The organism is Clostridium paridis (genome assembly GCF_016765615.1).
GTDB lineage: Bacteria > Bacillota > Clostridia > Clostridiales > Clostridiaceae > Clostridium_T > Clostridium_T paridis.
Genome location: NZ_JAESWA010000023.1, coordinates 320,696 through 339,254 on the forward strand (window position 1 = coordinate 320,696; position 18,559 = coordinate 339,254).

The following is an 18,559-nucleotide window of genomic DNA, read 5'->3' on the forward strand; positions in this document are numbered from 1 at the left end:
AGACTATTATGAGACTCCAGAAAAATGCTACCTGGGAGTGGGGCGGAGCATCCCATTATATTTAGGTGTCCATGAACTAGATTTAATTCTGAGGAACGAAGATTTAAAGATAGAGCATGGCTACAATATATATAGTTATAGATTATGTTATAAGTCTTCTTAGTAATTATTTAAATCCAAGACTAAATTAGAATTACTACAAAGCACTCTATTATGTACATAGGCATATCTAAAAAAATTAAAAAAATTAAAAAAAATAATTGTTCCCATTGTAATTTATTCTTGAATTAGGATATAATACTATAAGAACATATGTTCTTAAAATATTATGAGGGAGTGCAATCATTTATGTATAGAGATGACTACTATAAATTTACTTATGAATTAATGCCTAATATTGTTTATAATTTTGGACCATTGATGATTTATAGATTGCTAAGAGATGAAGAAAAGTTTATAGATAATTTAAAGATAGAATGGTCAAATATTGAATTAGAGAATCAAGAACTTAGGAATCAACCTCCCAATTTTATTATGAATATAGTTCAATTGAATTTTGAACATACAGCAATAATATTATCTATTCCTGAAGCAACTATGCTGCAAGAGGCAATATATATTGCAATTGTATATGATAATAATGATACCTTCAGATATTTTACATATGAAATTTGCAAAGGGAAACAGGATGAGATGGGATATTTACTTAGGGAAATTTACTTAAGCGAACCGCCAACTGATTATGGATTTCATAATGAAATTGATAAAGAAGTATTTCAAAATAAGTTATCTGAAATTGTATTTTATGACTTATTATAAAGGAGGTTTTTTATGTGAAGGTTGTTGCGAAGCCCATAGATATGGTTGCATGGTTTGATAAGGAGGGAGTACTTCATCCAGTGAGATTCAGATTTCACAATGAAGATCAATCAGATATGCGAGTAAAAGTTGACAGAGTAATCACAAGAAACATAGAAAAACTCGCCGGAAATAAGATGATTGTTTATAATTGTATAAGCGAAATTGAAGGAATAAGTAAGCAATTTCAATTAAAGTATGAATTGAGTACATGTAAATGGATATTGTTTAAAATATGATATATATAAATAAGGAAGCACCAAGAGATTAAAATATCACTTGATGCTTTTTTGCATTTCCTAATTAGGAAATGAAGTTAATGAAATCTCAGTATTAAGAATTCTTTTCAATTTTCTTAAGATATTATTTTTCATATTTACAACTTTGGAATAAGATAAATTTTTATAAATGGAAAATTGCATTAAGGTATGCTTTTTAAAGAATACATAATCAACAAGTTCCTTTTCATCGCAGCTAAGAGTATTAATTGCCTTCTTTAGTTTGGAATTAGTAATTCTTTTAATAATCTTATCTTCTACAAATTCCATATCATAAGAAAGAATATTTTCAAGATTATCGTTAAGAATCAATGAAGCTGCACCGTCCATGTTATTTCTTTTATTAGTGGACCTTATTAATAAGCCTACTGAGTTCTTTATTGAAATAGTAGCGTAGGCCACAAACCTATGTTTATCTGGGGTGTAATGTCTTAAACAGTTAAATAAGCTGTTATAGCATTCATTCTTGATATCTTCAAAATCAAAACCATGTATAAATGATTTCTTTGAAAGATTCAATATAAAAGGTTTAAACTCTTCTGCCAATTCCTCCTTTGCCTTCATGTCTCCATTCTTTGATAGTAGAGCTAGGTTCTCAACTTTAACAAAATTCATTTTTACCACCTCTTCACTTATTAATTTTTTTGATATCTCCATATATCTTTTAAGAGGAGGGTGATAAAATGAGTAACGCACTTAAATTGGCAATTGATATAGGTCATAATGCTCCTTATGACGGGGGAGCCATTGGAATTAAGTCAGAAGATAGTTTGAACTTAGATGTAGGCACAAAACTAATAGGGAAATGTTCAGCTGCAGGTATTGAAGTTATAAATTGTGCACCCAATAATGTTCAAAGTCTTTTTGATTCCTTAAATAAAAGAGTTGGTATAGCAAATGATTCAAAAGCTGACTTTTTCATATCAATACATCACAATGCTTTCCCTGGAGCCAACGGTACTGAGATACTTTGTATTCCAGGTGGCGGAGGAGAAGAAGTTTCTAAAATTATACTTCCAGAGATAATCAAACTTGGCTTCACAAATAGAGGTGTGAAAGCTAGACATGATCTCTATGTATTAAATGAAACTAATATGTCAGCTATACTTATTGAATGTGCTTTCTGTGATAGCGAGATAGATATGAGAAGCTACGATGCAGAAAAAATGGCTAGTTCTATATTTAATGGAATATGTAAGGCTTTTAATATTCCTAACAATATGGGACATATACCAGAAAGTAACAAGACTATAGATGAAGGAATATATCATGTTGTTAGAAAAGGAGATAACCTTTGGGTTTTATCAAAGCAATATAATACAACTGTTAAAAATCTTATAGCGTTAAATAGTATTAATGATCCTAATCTTATTTATATAGGACAAAGGATTAGGGTGAGATAAGCATGATTGTTTAATAAATGTAAGAGTATTCCTATTAATAATTATAAATAAGAATACTAACGATTGCAAACACATGTTCAGATTAAAGCTCAATAATTAAGAAAGGAGGGTTATTGTATGGCAGAGGCATTACTAGCATCACAATCATTGGTGATTAAATACAAAGCAGGCATAGATAAAGAGGGAAAAGATGTATTCAGAAGACAAGGTTTTTCTAATATATCAAATGAGGCTACTGTTGATAATTTATCTGCAGTAGGACATGCTATAGGAGATATTTTGTATACACAAATTTGTAGTGTGTTGAAGGAAGAAAGTTTTGAATTGATGGGGTAAATAAGTTAATAATTACTTGAAAAGGATGTGAGAATTTTGATTTTCATGTCCCTTTTATTTTGAGTAATAATTAGTAGTTTTGTTTATTTATTATGGAGTAAATTTTTGATGATACATTAGTCCTTTGGATATATTTGATATAACTTAGTGATTGATGTCAAAAAAGGGATGATATAGTATAATAATAGAAGGTAAAATGAAGTTAAATTTGAAGTATGTTAATAATGTCTATAATGGGAAGTTTTCATTTTGTACAGATATAGTAATAGTATCAAGAATATATGGATGAAGCTAATTAACTGCTGGGCTCGAGGTTAAAGGTTGGCATAATCAATATTTTATTGTGCTAATACTGAATGTGATAAAGTAGTGAGTATGAATTTGAAAATGTTTTATAAAAAAACAAATCAGAAATTTACCTATATAAATGAAATCAGTAAAATTGTTATCAATATCAAACTGAAAAGATGAAAAAAATTATATTATTACTGTATTAATAAATAACAATGGATCGATAAAAGAATTTTGAAAGCGAGATTAATATGTTGGAAAAAGAAATTTTGAAAATGAAGAATAAGATTAATGAAAAGGGAGTACCACCTATTTTTTTCATAGGCGCAGGAATTTCAAGAAGATATATTGAAAGCCCAACTTGGGAAGAATTATTAATGCAGATAGCTAGCACAACAGATTGTAATTATTATGAGTTGAAGAATAATGTTAATAACAATTTTGAAAGATTGGCACAGGAAATAGAATATTTTGTATTTCGCTCACTAATGTCAAGTGAGATTATTAATGAAGATAGAAGATTTTTTATGAGAAACAATATTGCTGATATATTAAAAAAATGTTTTGAATCTCAAAGGAACTCTTTAGTTGTAAATAATGAAATTGTAAAATTGAAAAAAACAAGACCAGCAGCAATAGTAACAACAAACTATGATGAACTTCTGGAACATATTTTTGGGGATGATTATAGTGTCCACATAGGGCAGGATTCAGTCTTAAATAAGAATGTTTTAGGGGTTGGAGATATATATAAAATTCACGGATGCGTAACTGATCCAAGCAGTATATTGATAACAAAGGAAGATTATGACAACTTTTTTGAAAAAAGCAAGTACCTATATGCAAAATTACTTACGATATTTTGGGAATACCCTCTGATTTTCATGGGGTATAGTATAAGTGATAGAAATATTTTAGACATCTTAACTATTATGACAGAAATTATGTCAAAGGATGAGATAAATAGTTTTACAGAAAGGATATGGTTATTGGATTATTCTAGCAGTTCAGAAGATGTTTCTGTAGAAATGAAAAATATCACATTACTTAATGGTAGAGTGATAAGTGTTACTTGTTTTAAGTTGTATGATTATGGCGTTTTTTATGAAGCTATAAGTGATATAACATCAAAAAAATTGCCTGTAAAGTTTTTAAAGTTTTTAAAGAAGAATTTATATGAAGTATGTACATATAACGAATATAATAAGCAGTTATTAGATGTTAATATTAAAAATATAAATGATATAGACGAATTTACAGAAGAAAACACTTATATTGGAATTACAACAAAAAATGAAAAGGAAGATTTAAAATTCCAAATATCAGAAGAAGTAATTGAATTACTAATTGAACCTTTATATAAGCAGCAAGATAAAAAGAAAGTAGTAGTTCGAGAATTGCTACAAAATTCATTAGACGCATGTAAAAAGGTCAGGAATAAAGTTAAATATGAGATAAATATTTATTATCTCAAAGAAGAGGATAAACATTATTTAAAGATTGTTGATAATGGGATCGGAATGAATTTCAATGAAATTAAAGAGAATTATTTAACTATTGGCAAATCAAGCAAAAAGGATACACGAGAAGGATTGGTGGGAAAGTATGGTATAGGGGCCTTATCAATGTTTTTAGTAGGTGATAATGTAGATATAATTACAAAAAAATCATACGAAGATATGATACATTTTAAGTTGTTTATTAAAGATGGTAAAAAGCAAGTGATTATGCTAGAGAATAATTCTAAAGAGACTTCTATCAATTCATTTACAGAAATAAAAATTCAATTGAATGATAATTGGAACTGCTCAAACGTAAATGAGTTTATTTCAAAAATTGGACTGGATAATTATATTACTAATAAAAATTTTGAAATAAAAATTACTTATGATAAAGAATCAACAATATTAAAGAATATAGAATCGAAATTAGATGAGTGGTTTGATATAGTTACTGATAATGTATATTTGATTAATGAAGACAAAATGAATGAAAAGACTCAAGAAGGTAATAAATCTGATGAGGATAAAGTACTATATAATATTTTTAAGCAAAAGAATATAGTGTTTTATAATGATATGATTTCAAATGTCATTTATGAAAAAGATAATTATAAGCAACTTGGAAACTATTCAATTCCATTCCTAATAATTAATGGAAAGCTTGAGAGTATGGGCTTGGAAACTGAACTTTCAAGAAATACTATTAAAATAAGTCATAAAATAGTTGAATCCATTGCTGTTAAAATATATGAATCTGAAATAATCAAGTTGATTAATTTTTTAGTTGATGAAAAAGAAAATTATCAACTTATAGAATTAAAAAAGATAATAAAAAATAAGTTCACATTGATAAATAATAATTGTGATATTCTATTTTATAACAACAAATTAGCATTAACTTGTAGTCAATCGTGTTATCATATAGAGATTTGGAGTAATCATTTTACTGATTTTCAATTTGAAACTGATTATAAATACTTAATAGAACAATATATTATGGATAAAAAGAGCATTGCTGATCAAATTGAAAATGAGAGTATTATATGTATTTCTGTAAAGTATTTGTATGATTATATTATAAATGCTACTGGTTCAAGAAACGGGCTTAGACAGAAAGCCTTATTGATGATTTTAAAACATATTCTCCCAGAAGAACATTGGTATAAGGATACCAATGCTGATATTTGGAGTAATGTAATGAGTAGAAAATCAGATATTAAAGATGCATGTAATCAAAATAATTATAATGGGCTTATATTTTTAAAAGATGAATATAGAATGTTATTTAACAAATTATATAACAAATCATATAACCAATATTATATTATTGCCTTTAAAAATAAACATGTAGAAAAAAATATTGATAACAATTTTTCAAATATACTGTCTAGATATCTAGAAGAAAATAAAGAAATTCAAGGTATATTAGAGATTATATAAGTCAATGAGTATTTTAACATGAAATTATCAAGGTGATGAGATATTAATATACATGTTAGAAATAAATGAACAAAAATTATGGATATTAATAAGTTTTGTTATTTGGAAATCAATGTATATAAGCAGTAGTTAGCTGTATGAAGGGTGTCTTCAGTCCTATTTATGATGCACTCAATGAATTATAAGGATCAGGGAGAGTAACTTATCAATAAATAAGCTACTAATAAGCATTATATAACAAACTTGAGCATTAAATGAAGTCAGATAAATTAAGATGAACTTCATATTATCTATATTTCATGAACTAAACATAATGTAAATAGTTATCAATAACTTATATATAATTTACATAAATAAGAGGGTGCCTCAAAATTACTATATTTCTAAGAAGTAATTAGCACTTGCTTTTTATTTTCGTGTTTTTTGAAAGGGCAGGGTGGGTGTAACCAAATATCTCGAAAAATTTGATTCATTCATAGAAGTGGTTCATTGAGCAAAAAAGGACCCGCTAAAGTCGTACAATTATTAATTATAGAAGGCTCGGAATTACTGGTTCACCAAAGAACCTATTCAGAGTACCAGCTGATAAGGGTGCCAAATGTTACATTACGACCAAATGGAGAGGCATATAAAGTTCCAGGGCAATACTACCTGGGATTGGGGCTGAGCAGACCGTTAAGTTTATATGGCCATGGATACTGTGTTAAGGATAAGTAAAAACTTCCGACATTCTTCCTACCATCCATAAAATATAATTAGGTAAACGTTGATGCAATATAATGTAAAATTAAAATAAAGTCCAGTAAAATCAACACTTTTAAGATACAAAAAGATAAATATAGACAAGCCTTGATATAACTTACAAGGAATACAGAACTCGGCTTATAGACTTATCTCGCAAGGATATGAAAACCACCACGTTAAAGCGTGGTGGTTTTCTGCGTTGTGGCATTGAGGAAATGACATTTTAAATATATTTAGATAACGTAGAATTAATTGGAACAAATTGTGAAAAACCGAAATATACTATTTTTAGCTGTTCTAAATAAAAAGGGGGAATAAAATGTATTGTAGAAATTGTGGTAAAGAAATTTTAGAGAATGACAAATTTTGTCCTGAGTGTGGTACAAAAAATGAGGCAGGAGCAATACAAAATAAATCTTCAAATATACCAAATGTAACTCAGGTTACCAAATCAGTATTAGATTCAATTAATCTTTCAAAAGATAAAAGTGTTGATTTTTATATTACTTTTGGATCTTCTGTAATAATGGTATTTTTAATGTTTGGCGGCTGGGTAAAAGCATCATTTTTAGGTATACAAAGTAATAGTTTTTCATTATATAGAATATTTAGTTTAGCTAGCCAATTTAAAAACTTTGATAGTCATAATAGTTTTGTATCCGCATTTAATTTTTTTGCTTTTCTCTTTTTTGTAGGTGCTATTTTGGGCTCTTTACTATTATGCGTATACTGTTACAAGCTCATTAAGGATTTTAAGAGTAGTTTGCTATGGGGGAATCGTGCAATGATAACAGTTAGTTTATTATCAGTAGGATTTATTGTAGTGATAATGATAATAAATTCAAGTTTAAAAAGTGAAAGTTACGGATTAGTATCTAATTTACTTTCTTTTACGGCAACACCTTTTATTGTATTAGCGGGAGGACTTGCTAATAAATTTTATTTTTTGAAAAAATTAGAGAGTGAAATTCCGCATTAAGTGCACTTAAACAATAAATCCTAAAGATTTAATATATAAGCGGTTTTAAAATATAGGGGGGATTTTTTTGTATTGTGTGAAATGTGGAAAAGAAATGGAATCGAATGCAAAGTTTTGCACGAATTGTGGAGAGCCTGTAGGACCGAATGAAACGGAAATCGTTAGTGTGTATGTTGATAAATCTGAAGAAAATACTATAAATGCTGAAGATTTAACAATATCAGAAGATCAAAAAGAAGAGAAATCTTACGATGTTGATAACAGTGAAAATGAAATTAATAGTAAAGAAAATATAGATGAATTTAAAAAGAGTGATGAATTAGAATTTGCTTCTGCGACTCAAATTAACAACAGCAACAGCAAGTTAAACAAACAAAAAAAGTTGCCCAAAAAGAAATTAATAATAGCAGCATCTGTTTTCGCAATCGTTTTGCTGGGTGTATTTATTGTAACAAGTATGTTAAAGAATACAAAATCTATGCTTAAAGAAATTGAGACTACATTGGCTTCTTGTGATGAATATATATTAGATAACTATAAATCAGAATATGATACTCTAAAGAGTAGAGTAGCCACTGAAAAAAAGGAACAAAACAATCAAAAAATAAAAGAATTATTAGCTGATACTAAGAATTTTATAACTAAATTAGAGAAAGACAATAATAATATAATAGATAATATGCTTAAAGAAACAAAAGCAAAAGATAATTCCAGGGCATACCCTGAGGAACTTGAAAAAATAAAAGGTTATGAGGATAATGTTACAGCCTATAAGAAAGAAAACAAATTTATTAGTGCTAAAAAGGTATTAACTGATTGGAATAACCTACTTATAACAATTAATACTAATCATGATAATTATAATGTAGTCGTTAATCAAATCGATTTTAATAGTTATCCAAAAATAAAGGTATATTTATCAATAGAAGATAAAAATACAAAAGAAGTACCTAATAATTTAGATCCTCGTTTTTTCTATATTTCAGAAAAAAATGCGGATAAGAATGAATTCATAAAGCAGACAATTCAAAAAGTAACACAATTAAATCAACAGGAGAGTTTAAATATTAATATAGTAGCAGATGTAAGCGATAGTATGACTGGTGCTCCATTACAGAAAGCTCAAGTAATAATGACTAATTTTTTGGATCAAGTTCAATTTGATATAAAGGATGAAGTTGAGTTAACAGCCTTTTCCAATGGGGTTCGTACATGTGCACCATTTACAGACAAAAAAGAACTTTTGAAAAATCAAATAGCTAATCTTAAAACTGAAAATCTTACAGCACTGTATGATGCTCTCTTTGCAGCAGTTAATAATACTGCCGTACAGAATGGTGCAAAATGCGTAGTAGCATTTACTGATGGACAAGATAACTTCAGTAAAGTTACACCTGATGAAGTAATTCAGGTAGCAAAGAGATATAATGTGCCAATATTTATTATAGGTATAGGTTCTGGACTCGACACTTCAAATTTAGAGAATATAGCGAAGAGTACGAATGGGTTATATAAGCAAATAAACAATATATCAGATATGTCAGATCTATATCAGAAAATTTATAAACAGAACAAGGAAATGTATCTTATTGAATACGAATCTCAGGAAAAAAATAATATGATTGATGAAAGAACATTAAAAATAGATATTCAAACACGTAAAGAAGGTGGAGGAACAAGTTACGCATTTACTCCAAGAATGCTTATTTCAACTCAATCAGATCTAAACAACACTGATGAGATATCAGGATTGATTGGAAATTATTTAAGAAATTATATTAAGGCAATTAACAATCATGATTATTCTTATATAGAAAGCTATTTAGTTCCTGGTGGAGGTGTTGAAAAAGAGGTTAAGCCATATATCATGAATGATATACAGGAACAATTGCTCTCACTTGAAATAATAAACAAAGAATTTAAAGACTCAGATACCTGTATTGTTACTACAAGAGAAACCTATGAAGTACAAAATCATGATGATCCATTACACATGAGGGTATTGGAAGGAAAATACGAAGTTAAGAAGCAGTCAGATGGAAAGTGGAAAATTTTAAATTTTGCAGACCTATATAAGGTTATATCAAAAATAAATTATTAAATTAGTTAGAAATAAAAACCATCACGTTAAAGCGTGGTGGTTTTCTGCATTATGCCATATAATTATTATATGCTATCATGGTTATTACTACTGCTAGAGATAACCAAGTATAAAGGAGGGTAAAATGAATATAGAAATTATAAAGGCTGATAATAAAAATAGTGATTTCATTATGCTTATAAATGAATTGGATAAGGATCTTAGGGAAAGAAACGGAGAAATACAAGATCAATATGATAAACATAATAAGGTTCATAATATAAATGATGTTATAATTATATATGTTGATAACAAGCCTGTTGCTTGCGGTGCTTTTAAGGAATACAATACTGAAACTGCGGAGCTTAAAAGAATATTTGTATTAAAAAGTTTTAGGGGACAAGGGTTATCAAAGTTATTAGTTAATAGCTTAGAGGAATTTGCAAGTAGTAAAGGTTATAGATATGCTATTTTAGAAACAGGAAGAAAACATATTGAAGCAATTAATCTATATAAAAAAAGTGGATATACAATAACTGAGAATTATGATCCATATATAGGTATGCCAGAGAGCATTTGTATGAAAAAAACTATATAGAAATGTTAATATGAATACCGTATTTTTCACTAATGAATGATACGGTATTTTTGTACATTTTTTTAATTATATTTTTTGAGATAAGTAGCAAATATAACATTTGAAGCATTATATATTATAGCTCTAAATCAAGGATAAATTAAACTTGTATAAATATAAAACCTTAAGGTAAATATAGACATAACAAATTTATCATAAATTAATATATTTTATGTGACCAAATTGTTAATATGTTTAATCTATGTTAACTTGTTTGTTTTTATAAATACTATTATAATCTAAAAGTTGATATATAATAAAAGCGTTGAAAGGCGGTGAGTAGAGTGGAAGATAGTCCCGAACCTAATAATGACACGATATTTGAGTTAAAACTAAAAAGGTGGGGGATATTATACACTTTGTATAGTTAGCTTAATATCCTCCATTTAGAAAAGGAGGATGCTTACTATGTTTACACTACCATTCAAAAATGATAAAAAACAGCAATCAATTAACATTAAGAGTATAAATACAGAGGTGAAGATAGTAGAATTTGGTGGACTTAAATGGATAGATATCATAAAGCCTACTAACAATGAAATTAATATGCTTAAGGAGATGTATGACTTTCATGATCTTTTATTAGAGGATTGCATGACTGAACATCAAAGACCTAAAGTAGATTCCTATGAAGATTATAGTTTTATCGTGCTACATCTTCCTAGATATAAAAAAGAATATTTTAGACTTGATTTTGAAGAAATAGATATTTTTATAGGACATGATTATTTAGTTACACTTCATGAAGGAGAACTTAAGCCGTTGGTAGAGCTAGCACAAAAATGCGAATCAAGTGAAATTTCACAAAGTGAGTATATGGGAAAAGGGTCTGCGCTATTATTGTATGAGATAATAAAAACACTGTTTGATTATTGTTTCCCTATGCTAGACAAGATTGGTAATATTGTTAATGAAATAAACAGGCAAGTATTTACTAATCGATCTAAAGAAATGCTTGAAGTTATATCAAGAACTAAGATGCAGATCATTAACTATAGAAGCGTTATAAAACCATTAAGACCTGTTATTTTAACATTGGAAAAGGTTATTCAGAAATATCTACCAAAGGATATGGATATATACTTTGATGATATAACAGATAAAATAGAAAAGATATGGGATATGCTTGAGAATTATAAAGAAGTAATAGAATCAGCAGATAATACTTTCGCTTCATTGACTAATCACACAATGAATGGGTTAATGCGTACCTTTACTATAATTCAAGTTGCTATATTGCCAATGACACTAGTAAGCGGGTTGTTTTCAATGAATGTGCAAGGAATTCCTATGCACAATTATGAATTGGCATTTTGGATAGTATTTGGGATGATATTTATTCCAACAATATTTATTGGTGTGTTATTCTTTGTTAAAAAGGATAGGTGGTTTTAATCACATAATAAGCACATAAAATTGACACACAAATGAAATATAAATCATTTATTATAATAATAAGATAAGTTTTTTTATAAATTTCCCCCTTTAAAAACAGCTAGTAATTTTATATATTCTAGCTGTTTTTTATTTTTTGCTTTTTCGACATAAAAGGAGAAATTTAGAAGGTATTTGAATATAATGGGTATTATAGAAAGTAATTCAATTAGAAGTATTATATATGTTAGGAGGTTTAGAATGAGAGAAATGGATCCAGATATGTTTAAGGCAATTAATGATAATTTCAAGAAAATGCTTGAACATGAAGGCTTTGATACAAGAAATATTGATTCTGATAATATGGAGAATTTTTTGGGTAAGTTATTGCAAGGAGGATATCAGATTAAACAAGAAAGACAGGCAGAGGCAAATACAATGGCTTATATCCTAAAAAAGAATGGCAAAGTATTATCAACATTTGCTATAAAAAGAGAAGGGACCAAAGTAAATGTATCAAAAGTAAAGTTCTATTAGAGTTACTAATTTTAAATTGGTAAATTAGAAAAAGCATTTAGGGATGTTCTAAATGCTTTTTATCTTTACTTAGAATGTTATGCATATTTTTATCCCTCATGAAGAAAATTAATAAAGTGAGGTGAATATGATGAAAATTAAAAAAGTTATATATCTTTCATTATTGTTAATTTGTTCTTTTGCAACAGTTTCAAAAGCAACTGAATCTCTTGACCCAATATCTAATACATATAAGCAAGGTGTTTATAGTATTGCAGAGCTTCAAGACTATAAAGCAACAGCCACACTTGTTACCCCTAATAATCGCACAAGTGTTTCAATTCTTGATCGTGAAGGGGATATAAGATTTTTTAAAGAATTTGACACAGTAAATGAGATTATAAATTTAGGAACAATTCGGAATGGAGATACTATTTCCATTGTAGGAAGTGGAGAAATAGCAGTGATTTATAAAAATAGTACTCAATAAAAGATTGAGTACTTTTTTATTTGAATTATTATTATATGGTATAATATGGACATATGAAATGAGAAAATAGGATGGAAATTATGGATAGAAACATTCCTAATATATTATCAATCATGAGAATTGTATTATCAATTTCTTTATTGGCACTTATACCTTACAAAATTATATTTGTAACTCTGTATATATTTATTGGTATAACAGACGTATTAGATGGATATATTGCTAGAAAATATGGATTAGAAAGTGATTTAGGAGCAAAATTAGATTCATATGCTGATTTCATTTTTTATTTAATATTTGTAATAATTTTTTTAATTAAATACACTTCAATTATAAAGTATAAGCATATGATTATGCTTATGGTTATAATAGCTATTCGCTTACTAAATTTGATATTTACTAAAATTAAATACAAAGAGTTTGTATTTATTCATACAATTGGAAATAAGTTATCGGGATTAATTATTTTCCTTATGCCTATAATGCTTATATTTATTAAAAGTTCCATCTTGGCATGGATTATTCTAACAATTGTATTGATTTCAGCAGTAGAAGAATTTTTAATTACAGTTAAATATAAAGAACCAGATTTAAATAGGAAGAGTATATTTTTAAAATAAAAAAGGGGTATTACTATGGCAAAGGATATATTTTCACTAGAAGAAATTAATAAGTAAATATAACTATTATCAGCTGGAGTAGTATAACTACTATTACAAAAGGAGAGACACTTAAGATGATAGGAAAACTAATGAAATATCTAAATGATTTATTTTGGATAGAAAAGTTTAAGGGAAAAAATAAGTTTTTTCTATTTTATGCTAGGGTAGCAATGAATGGATATTTGGTATTTGTTATAGTAAGCCTAATAGCATCCATGGTTACATTGAATTTGGATCTGTTTTTTGAAAGTATATTCGTTATGATTTTCTTTCCTATTATATATCATATAATTATGGGAATACATAGACGTTTACATGGACTATAAAAGTTTATTCAGATTTAAGAAAACTTAAATTAATTAGAAGATTAAGAATTAATTACAAAGAAAGAGAGAAGTTTGTATGTTATTTTTACTTTTACTTATTCCTATACTTATAACTATAGCTATATTAATTAGGTTTACGGAAAATATCAACTCAATAAAACTAATGTTATTAGGAATTGAGATTTCTATTATTGGAGTAGCATTAATAGCATTAGTTGGTGGAGGAATATCATCAAGTGATGGATTTATATATAGCTTAGTAGGCTTGGTGATAGTTTTAGTTGGAATTACAACTAGTATATTTGGATTTATAAAAAAATAGATTTTATTGATATTAAAAGCAAAAGCTCCTCAAAGAAAATAGAGGAGCTTTTTTTACTTGATGATTTTTTATGTATAGGGAATATGAAATTATATAAACTATCAAAAGGAGATGATTTTATGGAAGTTGCAATAATGGGAGCAGGCATGTCAGGTTTATCCTGTGCGTTGACGTTGGAAAAACATGGTATAAAGCCTCGTATCTTTGAAAAAAGAAGCAGGGTAGGAGACAGATTTGTTAATGGAGAAGCAATGTTTAGTATACTAAATAGACCGATTAAAGATAGCATAGAGTATATATCAAAAGAATTTGATATCCACTTAAAGCCAATTACTGAAACAAATAAAATAGTAATACATTCAAAAAATGAAGTAGGAAGTATTGAAGGCAAAATAGGATATTTAAATATTAGAGGAAGACATGAAAACTCATATGAATCTCAACTAGCAAAGCAGGTCAAAACAGAAATAAATTACAATTCAATCTATAGCTATGAAGATTTATGTAAGAAATATGATTATGTAGTATTAGCTACAGGAGATGGTGAATATGCATGTGATTTGGGGAATTATAGATGCGATTTAACTTGTAAAATGAAAGGGGTATCAGTAGAAGGTGAATTTAACAGAGATGTTCCAGAAGTATGGTTTAATTATGAGGTAGTCCCTAAGGGATATGGGTGGCTTATTCCATATAGCGAAAGAGAAGCTAATATTGTAATTGCATACCCGTGTACTCCTAATAATATTAAGCTAGATTTAAATCAAGTTTTTGAAAATTTTTATAGTTTAATATGCGAGGATATAAATCAAAAGCCTAGGATAACTGATGAATTTCAATTTACTAGGTATATGATGGGAATATGTAACTCACCAAAAATAGATAATACATATTTTGTTGGAAATTGTTTTGGAGCAATCTCTCCGGGGTTAGGGTTTGGTCAATTTACGGCGATATTAACTGGAGTTTATTCTGCATATGATATTTGTGGTATAGATAAGTATGAAAAGCTTGTTAGGCCTTTATTTGATAATTATAATAATTCACTAGAGTTAAGGAGATACCTACAAAATCTAACAGATGATAAGCTGGATTCATCTATTAAATTACTAGACAATAAATTTTTTGACAAGCTAATAGACAAAATATTCTCCGCTGAAAGTCAAATAGATTTAATGGAATTTGCAACTCCAGTTATGAAATTAAATAATTATTATAAGAAAAAGCTCAATAATTAAAATGCTAGGAATATACCTAGCATTTTTAAAATTTACTTATGAAGGTTTGATAATAAGTTTGTACCATTACCAATATTGTCATAATCATTCTCTTTAATTACTGTAACAAAAGCTTGTTCTGGAATGTTAAGAATTTTACTTGCAGAAGAAACAAACTCTTTTACAAGTTGTTCCTTTTGTTCTTTAGTAATCTTAGGTCCATCAATTTGTATTACTGGCATAATCTCATACCTCCTTAATTATATTCATAGTTAAATTATATAAAACTTTAAGGAATATTAACATAAGTGTTTTACATAAAAAAGAATCGTGTTTATAGGTTTTACCATATAAACACGATTATATGTATATATTATTAGCTATAGTTAAAATCTAGAATGAGAAGATGAACCACTTAATCCAAAACTATTTTGTTGCATGCTTTGTTGACTTCCTTGATGACTGCCTTGTTGGCCACCTTGTTGATTTCCTTGCTGCATGCTTTGTTGGCTACCTGTTTGTTGAGTATTTTGACTCATTTGATCAAGCTGTAGCTGAGTTTGTTCAATTAGTTGGTTCATTTGTACTAAAGTTTGATTTGATTGTAAGTATTGGTTTGCTTGATTTAAATCATTTATTGCATGAATTATAGAGCTCTGTAGTTGTTGTTGAGTTTGTTGTTGCTGCTGTTGAGCTTGATTTTTAAAGTCTTTTATTTGTTGTTGTAAGTTATTTACAACTTGTTTGCCTTGTTGATTAGATTGCATTTGTGAACCATTACTTTGAGAACTCATAGATGAACTCATTGAAGAACTCATTGATGTTTGTTTTAATTGATTTAATGTGCTTTCCATTGCGCCTATTTGTTCTCTTAATCCAGATATTTCTTCACCGATTTCAGCATCTACCTTTTTTTCTAAATAACCTTCTAAAGCTTTTTTATTTTTTTCGTCCATTACAATCACTCCTTCATATTTATAGTACAAGTATATGTTAACCATAAAATTGAGTAATATACCGTGAATCATAAAACCAAATTCTATAAATACTTAGGAAGTATAAGACAATCATTTGCGAAAAAAAACACTACATTGAATGTGGTGTTTTTACGTGAAATAAAAAACAATTATGTAATAATTAAATAAATTGTTCAATTTCCGATTAAATATGTAAATTTTTTAATAATCAAAATTAAATACTTCAAAGGATATTGAGCTAGGATTTAAATCAGTAAGATATCTCAAAATATCTTTTCTACCGAAGTATGTAGGAATAGTAAGATCATTGGCAGACATCAAAATTATAGGCAATCCAGGAAAATATTTAGCATAAGATGCTTGGATATTTTTTGCTGTGGTTGAATCCATTACAATAGAATAATCAACAGGAATTAGTGCAAAAGTTAATTCGCTATTATTAATTATTGCTGCCTCGAATTGCACATAAACCCCTCCTTTTAAAAATTAATTAGGATATAATAACTATCTCTTTAATAACAACATAATTTATTTATCGTAGAAAAATTCAAATAATTAATATTTTTTGGTAAAAATTATAGTTTGAGTAAATAATTAATTAAATGTTTAATATATTTTATTGTGGTAAGAATTTAAGTAAGAGGAGATATGATGGAGATAATAAATAGGTATAAGGGAATAAGCTATATTAAGAGAAAATTTATTTTTTTATTTATTTTAAATATTATAGATCTTTTTTTTACTTGGATTGTACTTTTTACAAATGGAGAATATTTTAGTGAAGTAAATTTGGTAATGAGTAAAATTATATATAATATTCCTCAAGCATTCGTTATAAAAATTGGGGGAGTTGGGTTAGTTATTTTTTATTGGTATTATAGGCTTAGAGGTTCAAACGAAAAAGAAATTCTACTCTCTAATAAGGTTCTTAATTTTTTAATAGTTGCATTTTGCATCATTACCTTTGTACATCTGTTTAATTTAGGTTTATGTTTTTATATAAATAGATCATAAAAAAATAATGGAAAATTAGCCCAAGGACTTATAGAAAATATCTCTGTTGGAAATAATAGTAATGGAGGTGTTTTTTATGTCAGAAGCTGAGGATTTATTAAAAGATATTGAAACATTAAGAGAACAATTAGAAAATACCATTAAACAGAAACAGGAAAATTTAATTAATTTTGAAGTTATTAGTGTTAGTAGAATGTTGAATTCGCTTTTGAACAAATATAATGAAACCATTAAATAAAGATAGAGCTTAGGCTCTTTTTTATTTGCAAAAATTACTTAAAAGTATTGATGAAATACTTATAAATACTTAAAATAGAATTAGAGGTGATACTATATGTTTCAAGAAGAAAGATTATTAAAGATATTAGAATATTTAAATGAACATAGTAAAATGTCAGTACATGATATTTGTGAAACTTTAAATGTATCGAGAGATACAGCACGCCGTGATATTATAAAGCTTATTGAGCAAGGAACTGCCATAAGAACACATGGGGGAATAGCAATACCAGCCATAAGAAATACGATTAAAGTTTATAAAGAAAGACTTAAATCTTATTCTGAAGATAAGAAAAATATAGCTAAAAGAGCATTGTCATTTATTCATTATAAAGAATTCTATTTTTTTGATGTATCAACAACAATAAGTTTTTTATCAGAATATTTAAATGAAGAAGTTACAGTTGTTACGCATTCTCTAGATAATATTGAAGTTCTTTCAGAAAAGGAAAATGTAAAAGTTTATTCTACGGGAGGTTTTCTTAATAGAGATAATAGATTTTTCTATGGGCCAGATTCAATAAGCTATTTTAAGAATATGTTTTTTGATGCAGTGTTCTTAGGTGCAGCGGCTATAATGGAAAATGGTATATATTATATGGATGAAGAAGATGCATATATAAAAAGCGAGGTGGTAAAACATTCTTCAAAAGTTATAGTACTTGCAGAATACGAGAAATTTATGTTGAGCAGTTATCACATGGGAGTAGCTTTAGATAAAATAGATATTATAATCACCGATAAGACTCCTCCTAAAAGCTTTTTAGAAATAATTGAATCAAAGAGTATTGAAGTAATAGTTATTTAAATTATTTATGTTCTGGGGGAGTTTCA

The 18,559-nt window shown here is 27.6% G+C and carries 22 protein-coding genes; 18 read left to right on the forward strand and 4 right to left on the reverse strand.

All coding sequences use genetic code 11. The annotated features are described in order from the left end of the window. The first annotated feature begins 348 nt into the window (after nucleotides 1-348). Together JK634_RS14665 and JK634_RS14670 are read left to right on the forward strand one after the other, a co-directional pair. A complete protein-coding gene (locus JK634_RS14665) occupies nucleotides 349-819 on the forward strand; it encodes a hypothetical protein (protein WP_202768419.1) in 471 nt (156 codons plus the stop codon). A 14-nt stretch (nucleotides 820-833) separates the two neighbouring features. Continuing rightward, a complete protein-coding gene (locus JK634_RS14670; protein WP_202768420.1) occupies nucleotides 834-1,097 on the forward strand; it encodes a hypothetical protein in 264 nt (87 codons plus the stop codon). Nucleotides 1,098-1,157: 60 nt separating this feature from the next. On the opposite strand, the gene JK634_RS14675 is transcribed toward JK634_RS14670, so the two are convergent. Further along, on the reverse strand, nucleotides 1,158-1,751 hold the full coding sequence (locus JK634_RS14675) for a sigma-70 family RNA polymerase sigma factor (RefSeq protein ID WP_202768421.1): 594 nt from the start codon (nucleotides 1,749-1,751) through the stop codon (nucleotides 1,158-1,160). 68 nt (nucleotides 1,752-1,819) lie between these two features. Here JK634_RS14675 and JK634_RS14680 point away from each other — a divergent pair, with 68 nt between their 5' ends. The 13 genes from JK634_RS14680 (at nucleotide 1,820) to JK634_RS14740 (ending at nucleotide 15,476) form a co-directional block, all read left to right on the forward strand. Next, a complete protein-coding gene (locus tag JK634_RS14680) occupies nucleotides 1,820-2,539 on the forward strand; it encodes an N-acetylmuramoyl-L-alanine amidase (RefSeq protein ID WP_202768422.1) in 720 nt (239 codons plus the stop codon). Between the two features lie 117 nt (nucleotides 2,540-2,656). Next, entirely contained in the window at nucleotides 2,657-2,875 is a 219-nt protein-coding gene (locus tag JK634_RS14685) for a DUF1659 domain-containing protein (RefSeq protein WP_202768423.1), read from the forward strand. Between the two features lie 566 nt (nucleotides 2,876-3,441). Continuing rightward, a complete protein-coding gene (locus JK634_RS14690) occupies nucleotides 3,442-6,108 on the forward strand; it encodes an SIR2 family protein (protein ID WP_202768424.1) in 2,667 nt (888 codons plus the stop codon). Nucleotides 6,109-7,171: 1,063 nt separating this feature from the next. Next, nucleotides 7,172-7,831 (forward strand): zinc ribbon domain-containing protein, encoded by a 660-nt coding sequence (locus tag JK634_RS14695; RefSeq protein WP_202768425.1) that lies wholly within the window; start codon nucleotides 7,172-7,174, stop codon nucleotides 7,829-7,831. Between the two features lie 76 nt (nucleotides 7,832-7,907). Continuing rightward, nucleotides 7,908-9,932 (forward strand): TcaA NTF2-like domain-containing protein, encoded by a 2,025-nt coding sequence (locus tag JK634_RS14700; protein ID WP_338031242.1) that lies wholly within the window; start codon nucleotides 7,908-7,910, stop codon nucleotides 9,930-9,932. Nucleotides 9,933-10,056: 124 nt separating this feature from the next. Beyond that, complete coding sequence (locus JK634_RS14705) at nucleotides 10,057-10,509, forward strand: GNAT family N-acetyltransferase (protein WP_202768427.1); 453 nt, start codon at nucleotides 10,057-10,059, stop codon at nucleotides 10,507-10,509. A 447-nt stretch (nucleotides 10,510-10,956) separates the two neighbouring features. Beyond that, nucleotides 10,957-11,943: a magnesium transporter CorA family protein gene (locus tag JK634_RS14710; RefSeq protein WP_202768428.1), complete on the forward strand. Its 987-nt coding sequence runs from the start codon at nucleotides 10,957-10,959 to the stop codon at nucleotides 11,941-11,943. A 240-nt stretch (nucleotides 11,944-12,183) separates the two neighbouring features. Next, on the forward strand, nucleotides 12,184-12,459 hold the full coding sequence (locus JK634_RS14715) for a hypothetical protein (protein WP_202768429.1): 276 nt from the start codon (nucleotides 12,184-12,186) through the stop codon (nucleotides 12,457-12,459). A 127-nt stretch (nucleotides 12,460-12,586) separates the two neighbouring features. Further along, complete coding sequence (locus tag JK634_RS14720; RefSeq protein ID WP_243425621.1) at nucleotides 12,587-12,928, forward strand: hypothetical protein; 342 nt, start codon at nucleotides 12,587-12,589, stop codon at nucleotides 12,926-12,928. An 80-nt stretch (nucleotides 12,929-13,008) separates the two neighbouring features. Then, a complete protein-coding gene (locus JK634_RS14725; RefSeq protein ID WP_202768430.1) occupies nucleotides 13,009-13,548 on the forward strand; it encodes a CDP-alcohol phosphatidyltransferase family protein in 540 nt (179 codons plus the stop codon). Between the two features lie 116 nt (nucleotides 13,549-13,664). Next, nucleotides 13,665-13,916, forward strand: a complete 252-nt coding sequence (locus tag JK634_RS14730) for a hypothetical protein (protein WP_202768431.1) — start codon at nucleotides 13,665-13,667, stop codon at nucleotides 13,914-13,916. A 76-nt stretch (nucleotides 13,917-13,992) separates the two neighbouring features. Then, nucleotides 13,993-14,238 (forward strand): hypothetical protein, encoded by a 246-nt coding sequence (locus tag JK634_RS14735; protein WP_202768432.1) that lies wholly within the window; start codon nucleotides 13,993-13,995, stop codon nucleotides 14,236-14,238. A 119-nt stretch (nucleotides 14,239-14,357) separates the two neighbouring features. Then, nucleotides 14,358-15,476 (forward strand): NAD(P)/FAD-dependent oxidoreductase, encoded by a 1,119-nt coding sequence (locus JK634_RS14740; protein WP_202768433.1) that lies wholly within the window; start codon nucleotides 14,358-14,360, stop codon nucleotides 15,474-15,476. Nucleotides 15,477-15,508: 32 nt separating this feature from the next. Here JK634_RS14740 and dmpI read toward each other — a convergent pair whose 3' ends face one another. The 3 genes from dmpI to JK634_RS14755 form a co-directional block, all read right to left on the reverse strand. Continuing rightward, entirely contained in the window at nucleotides 15,509-15,697 is a 189-nt protein-coding gene (gene dmpI / locus JK634_RS14745) for a 4-oxalocrotonate tautomerase DmpI (RefSeq protein WP_202768434.1), read from the reverse strand. Between the two features lie 144 nt (nucleotides 15,698-15,841). Further along, nucleotides 15,842-16,411, reverse strand: a complete 570-nt coding sequence (locus tag JK634_RS14750) for a hypothetical protein (RefSeq protein WP_202768435.1) — start codon at nucleotides 16,409-16,411, stop codon at nucleotides 15,842-15,844. A gap of 222 nt (nucleotides 16,412-16,633) precedes the next feature. Further along, nucleotides 16,634-16,897, reverse strand: coding sequence for a hypothetical protein (locus JK634_RS14755; RefSeq protein ID WP_202768436.1), 264 nt, complete (start codon nucleotides 16,895-16,897; stop codon nucleotides 16,634-16,636). A gap of 186 nt (nucleotides 16,898-17,083) precedes the next feature. Between JK634_RS14755 and JK634_RS20710 the strand changes: the two genes are divergently transcribed. The 3 genes from JK634_RS20710 (at nucleotide 17,084) to JK634_RS14765 (ending at nucleotide 18,533) form a co-directional block, all read left to right on the forward strand. Then, nucleotides 17,084-17,446, forward strand: coding sequence for a DUF5658 family protein (locus JK634_RS20710; RefSeq protein ID WP_420839047.1), 363 nt, complete (start codon nucleotides 17,084-17,086; stop codon nucleotides 17,444-17,446). Nucleotides 17,447-17,522: 76 nt separating this feature from the next. Continuing rightward, nucleotides 17,523-17,684, forward strand: a complete 162-nt coding sequence (locus JK634_RS14760) for an aspartyl-phosphate phosphatase Spo0E family protein (RefSeq protein WP_202768437.1) — start codon at nucleotides 17,523-17,525, stop codon at nucleotides 17,682-17,684. A 96-nt stretch (nucleotides 17,685-17,780) separates the two neighbouring features. Continuing rightward, nucleotides 17,781-18,533 (forward strand): DeoR/GlpR family DNA-binding transcription regulator, encoded by a 753-nt coding sequence (locus tag JK634_RS14765; RefSeq protein ID WP_202768438.1) that lies wholly within the window; start codon nucleotides 17,781-17,783, stop codon nucleotides 18,531-18,533. The last annotated feature ends 26 nt before the right edge of the window (nucleotides 18,534-18,559 follow it).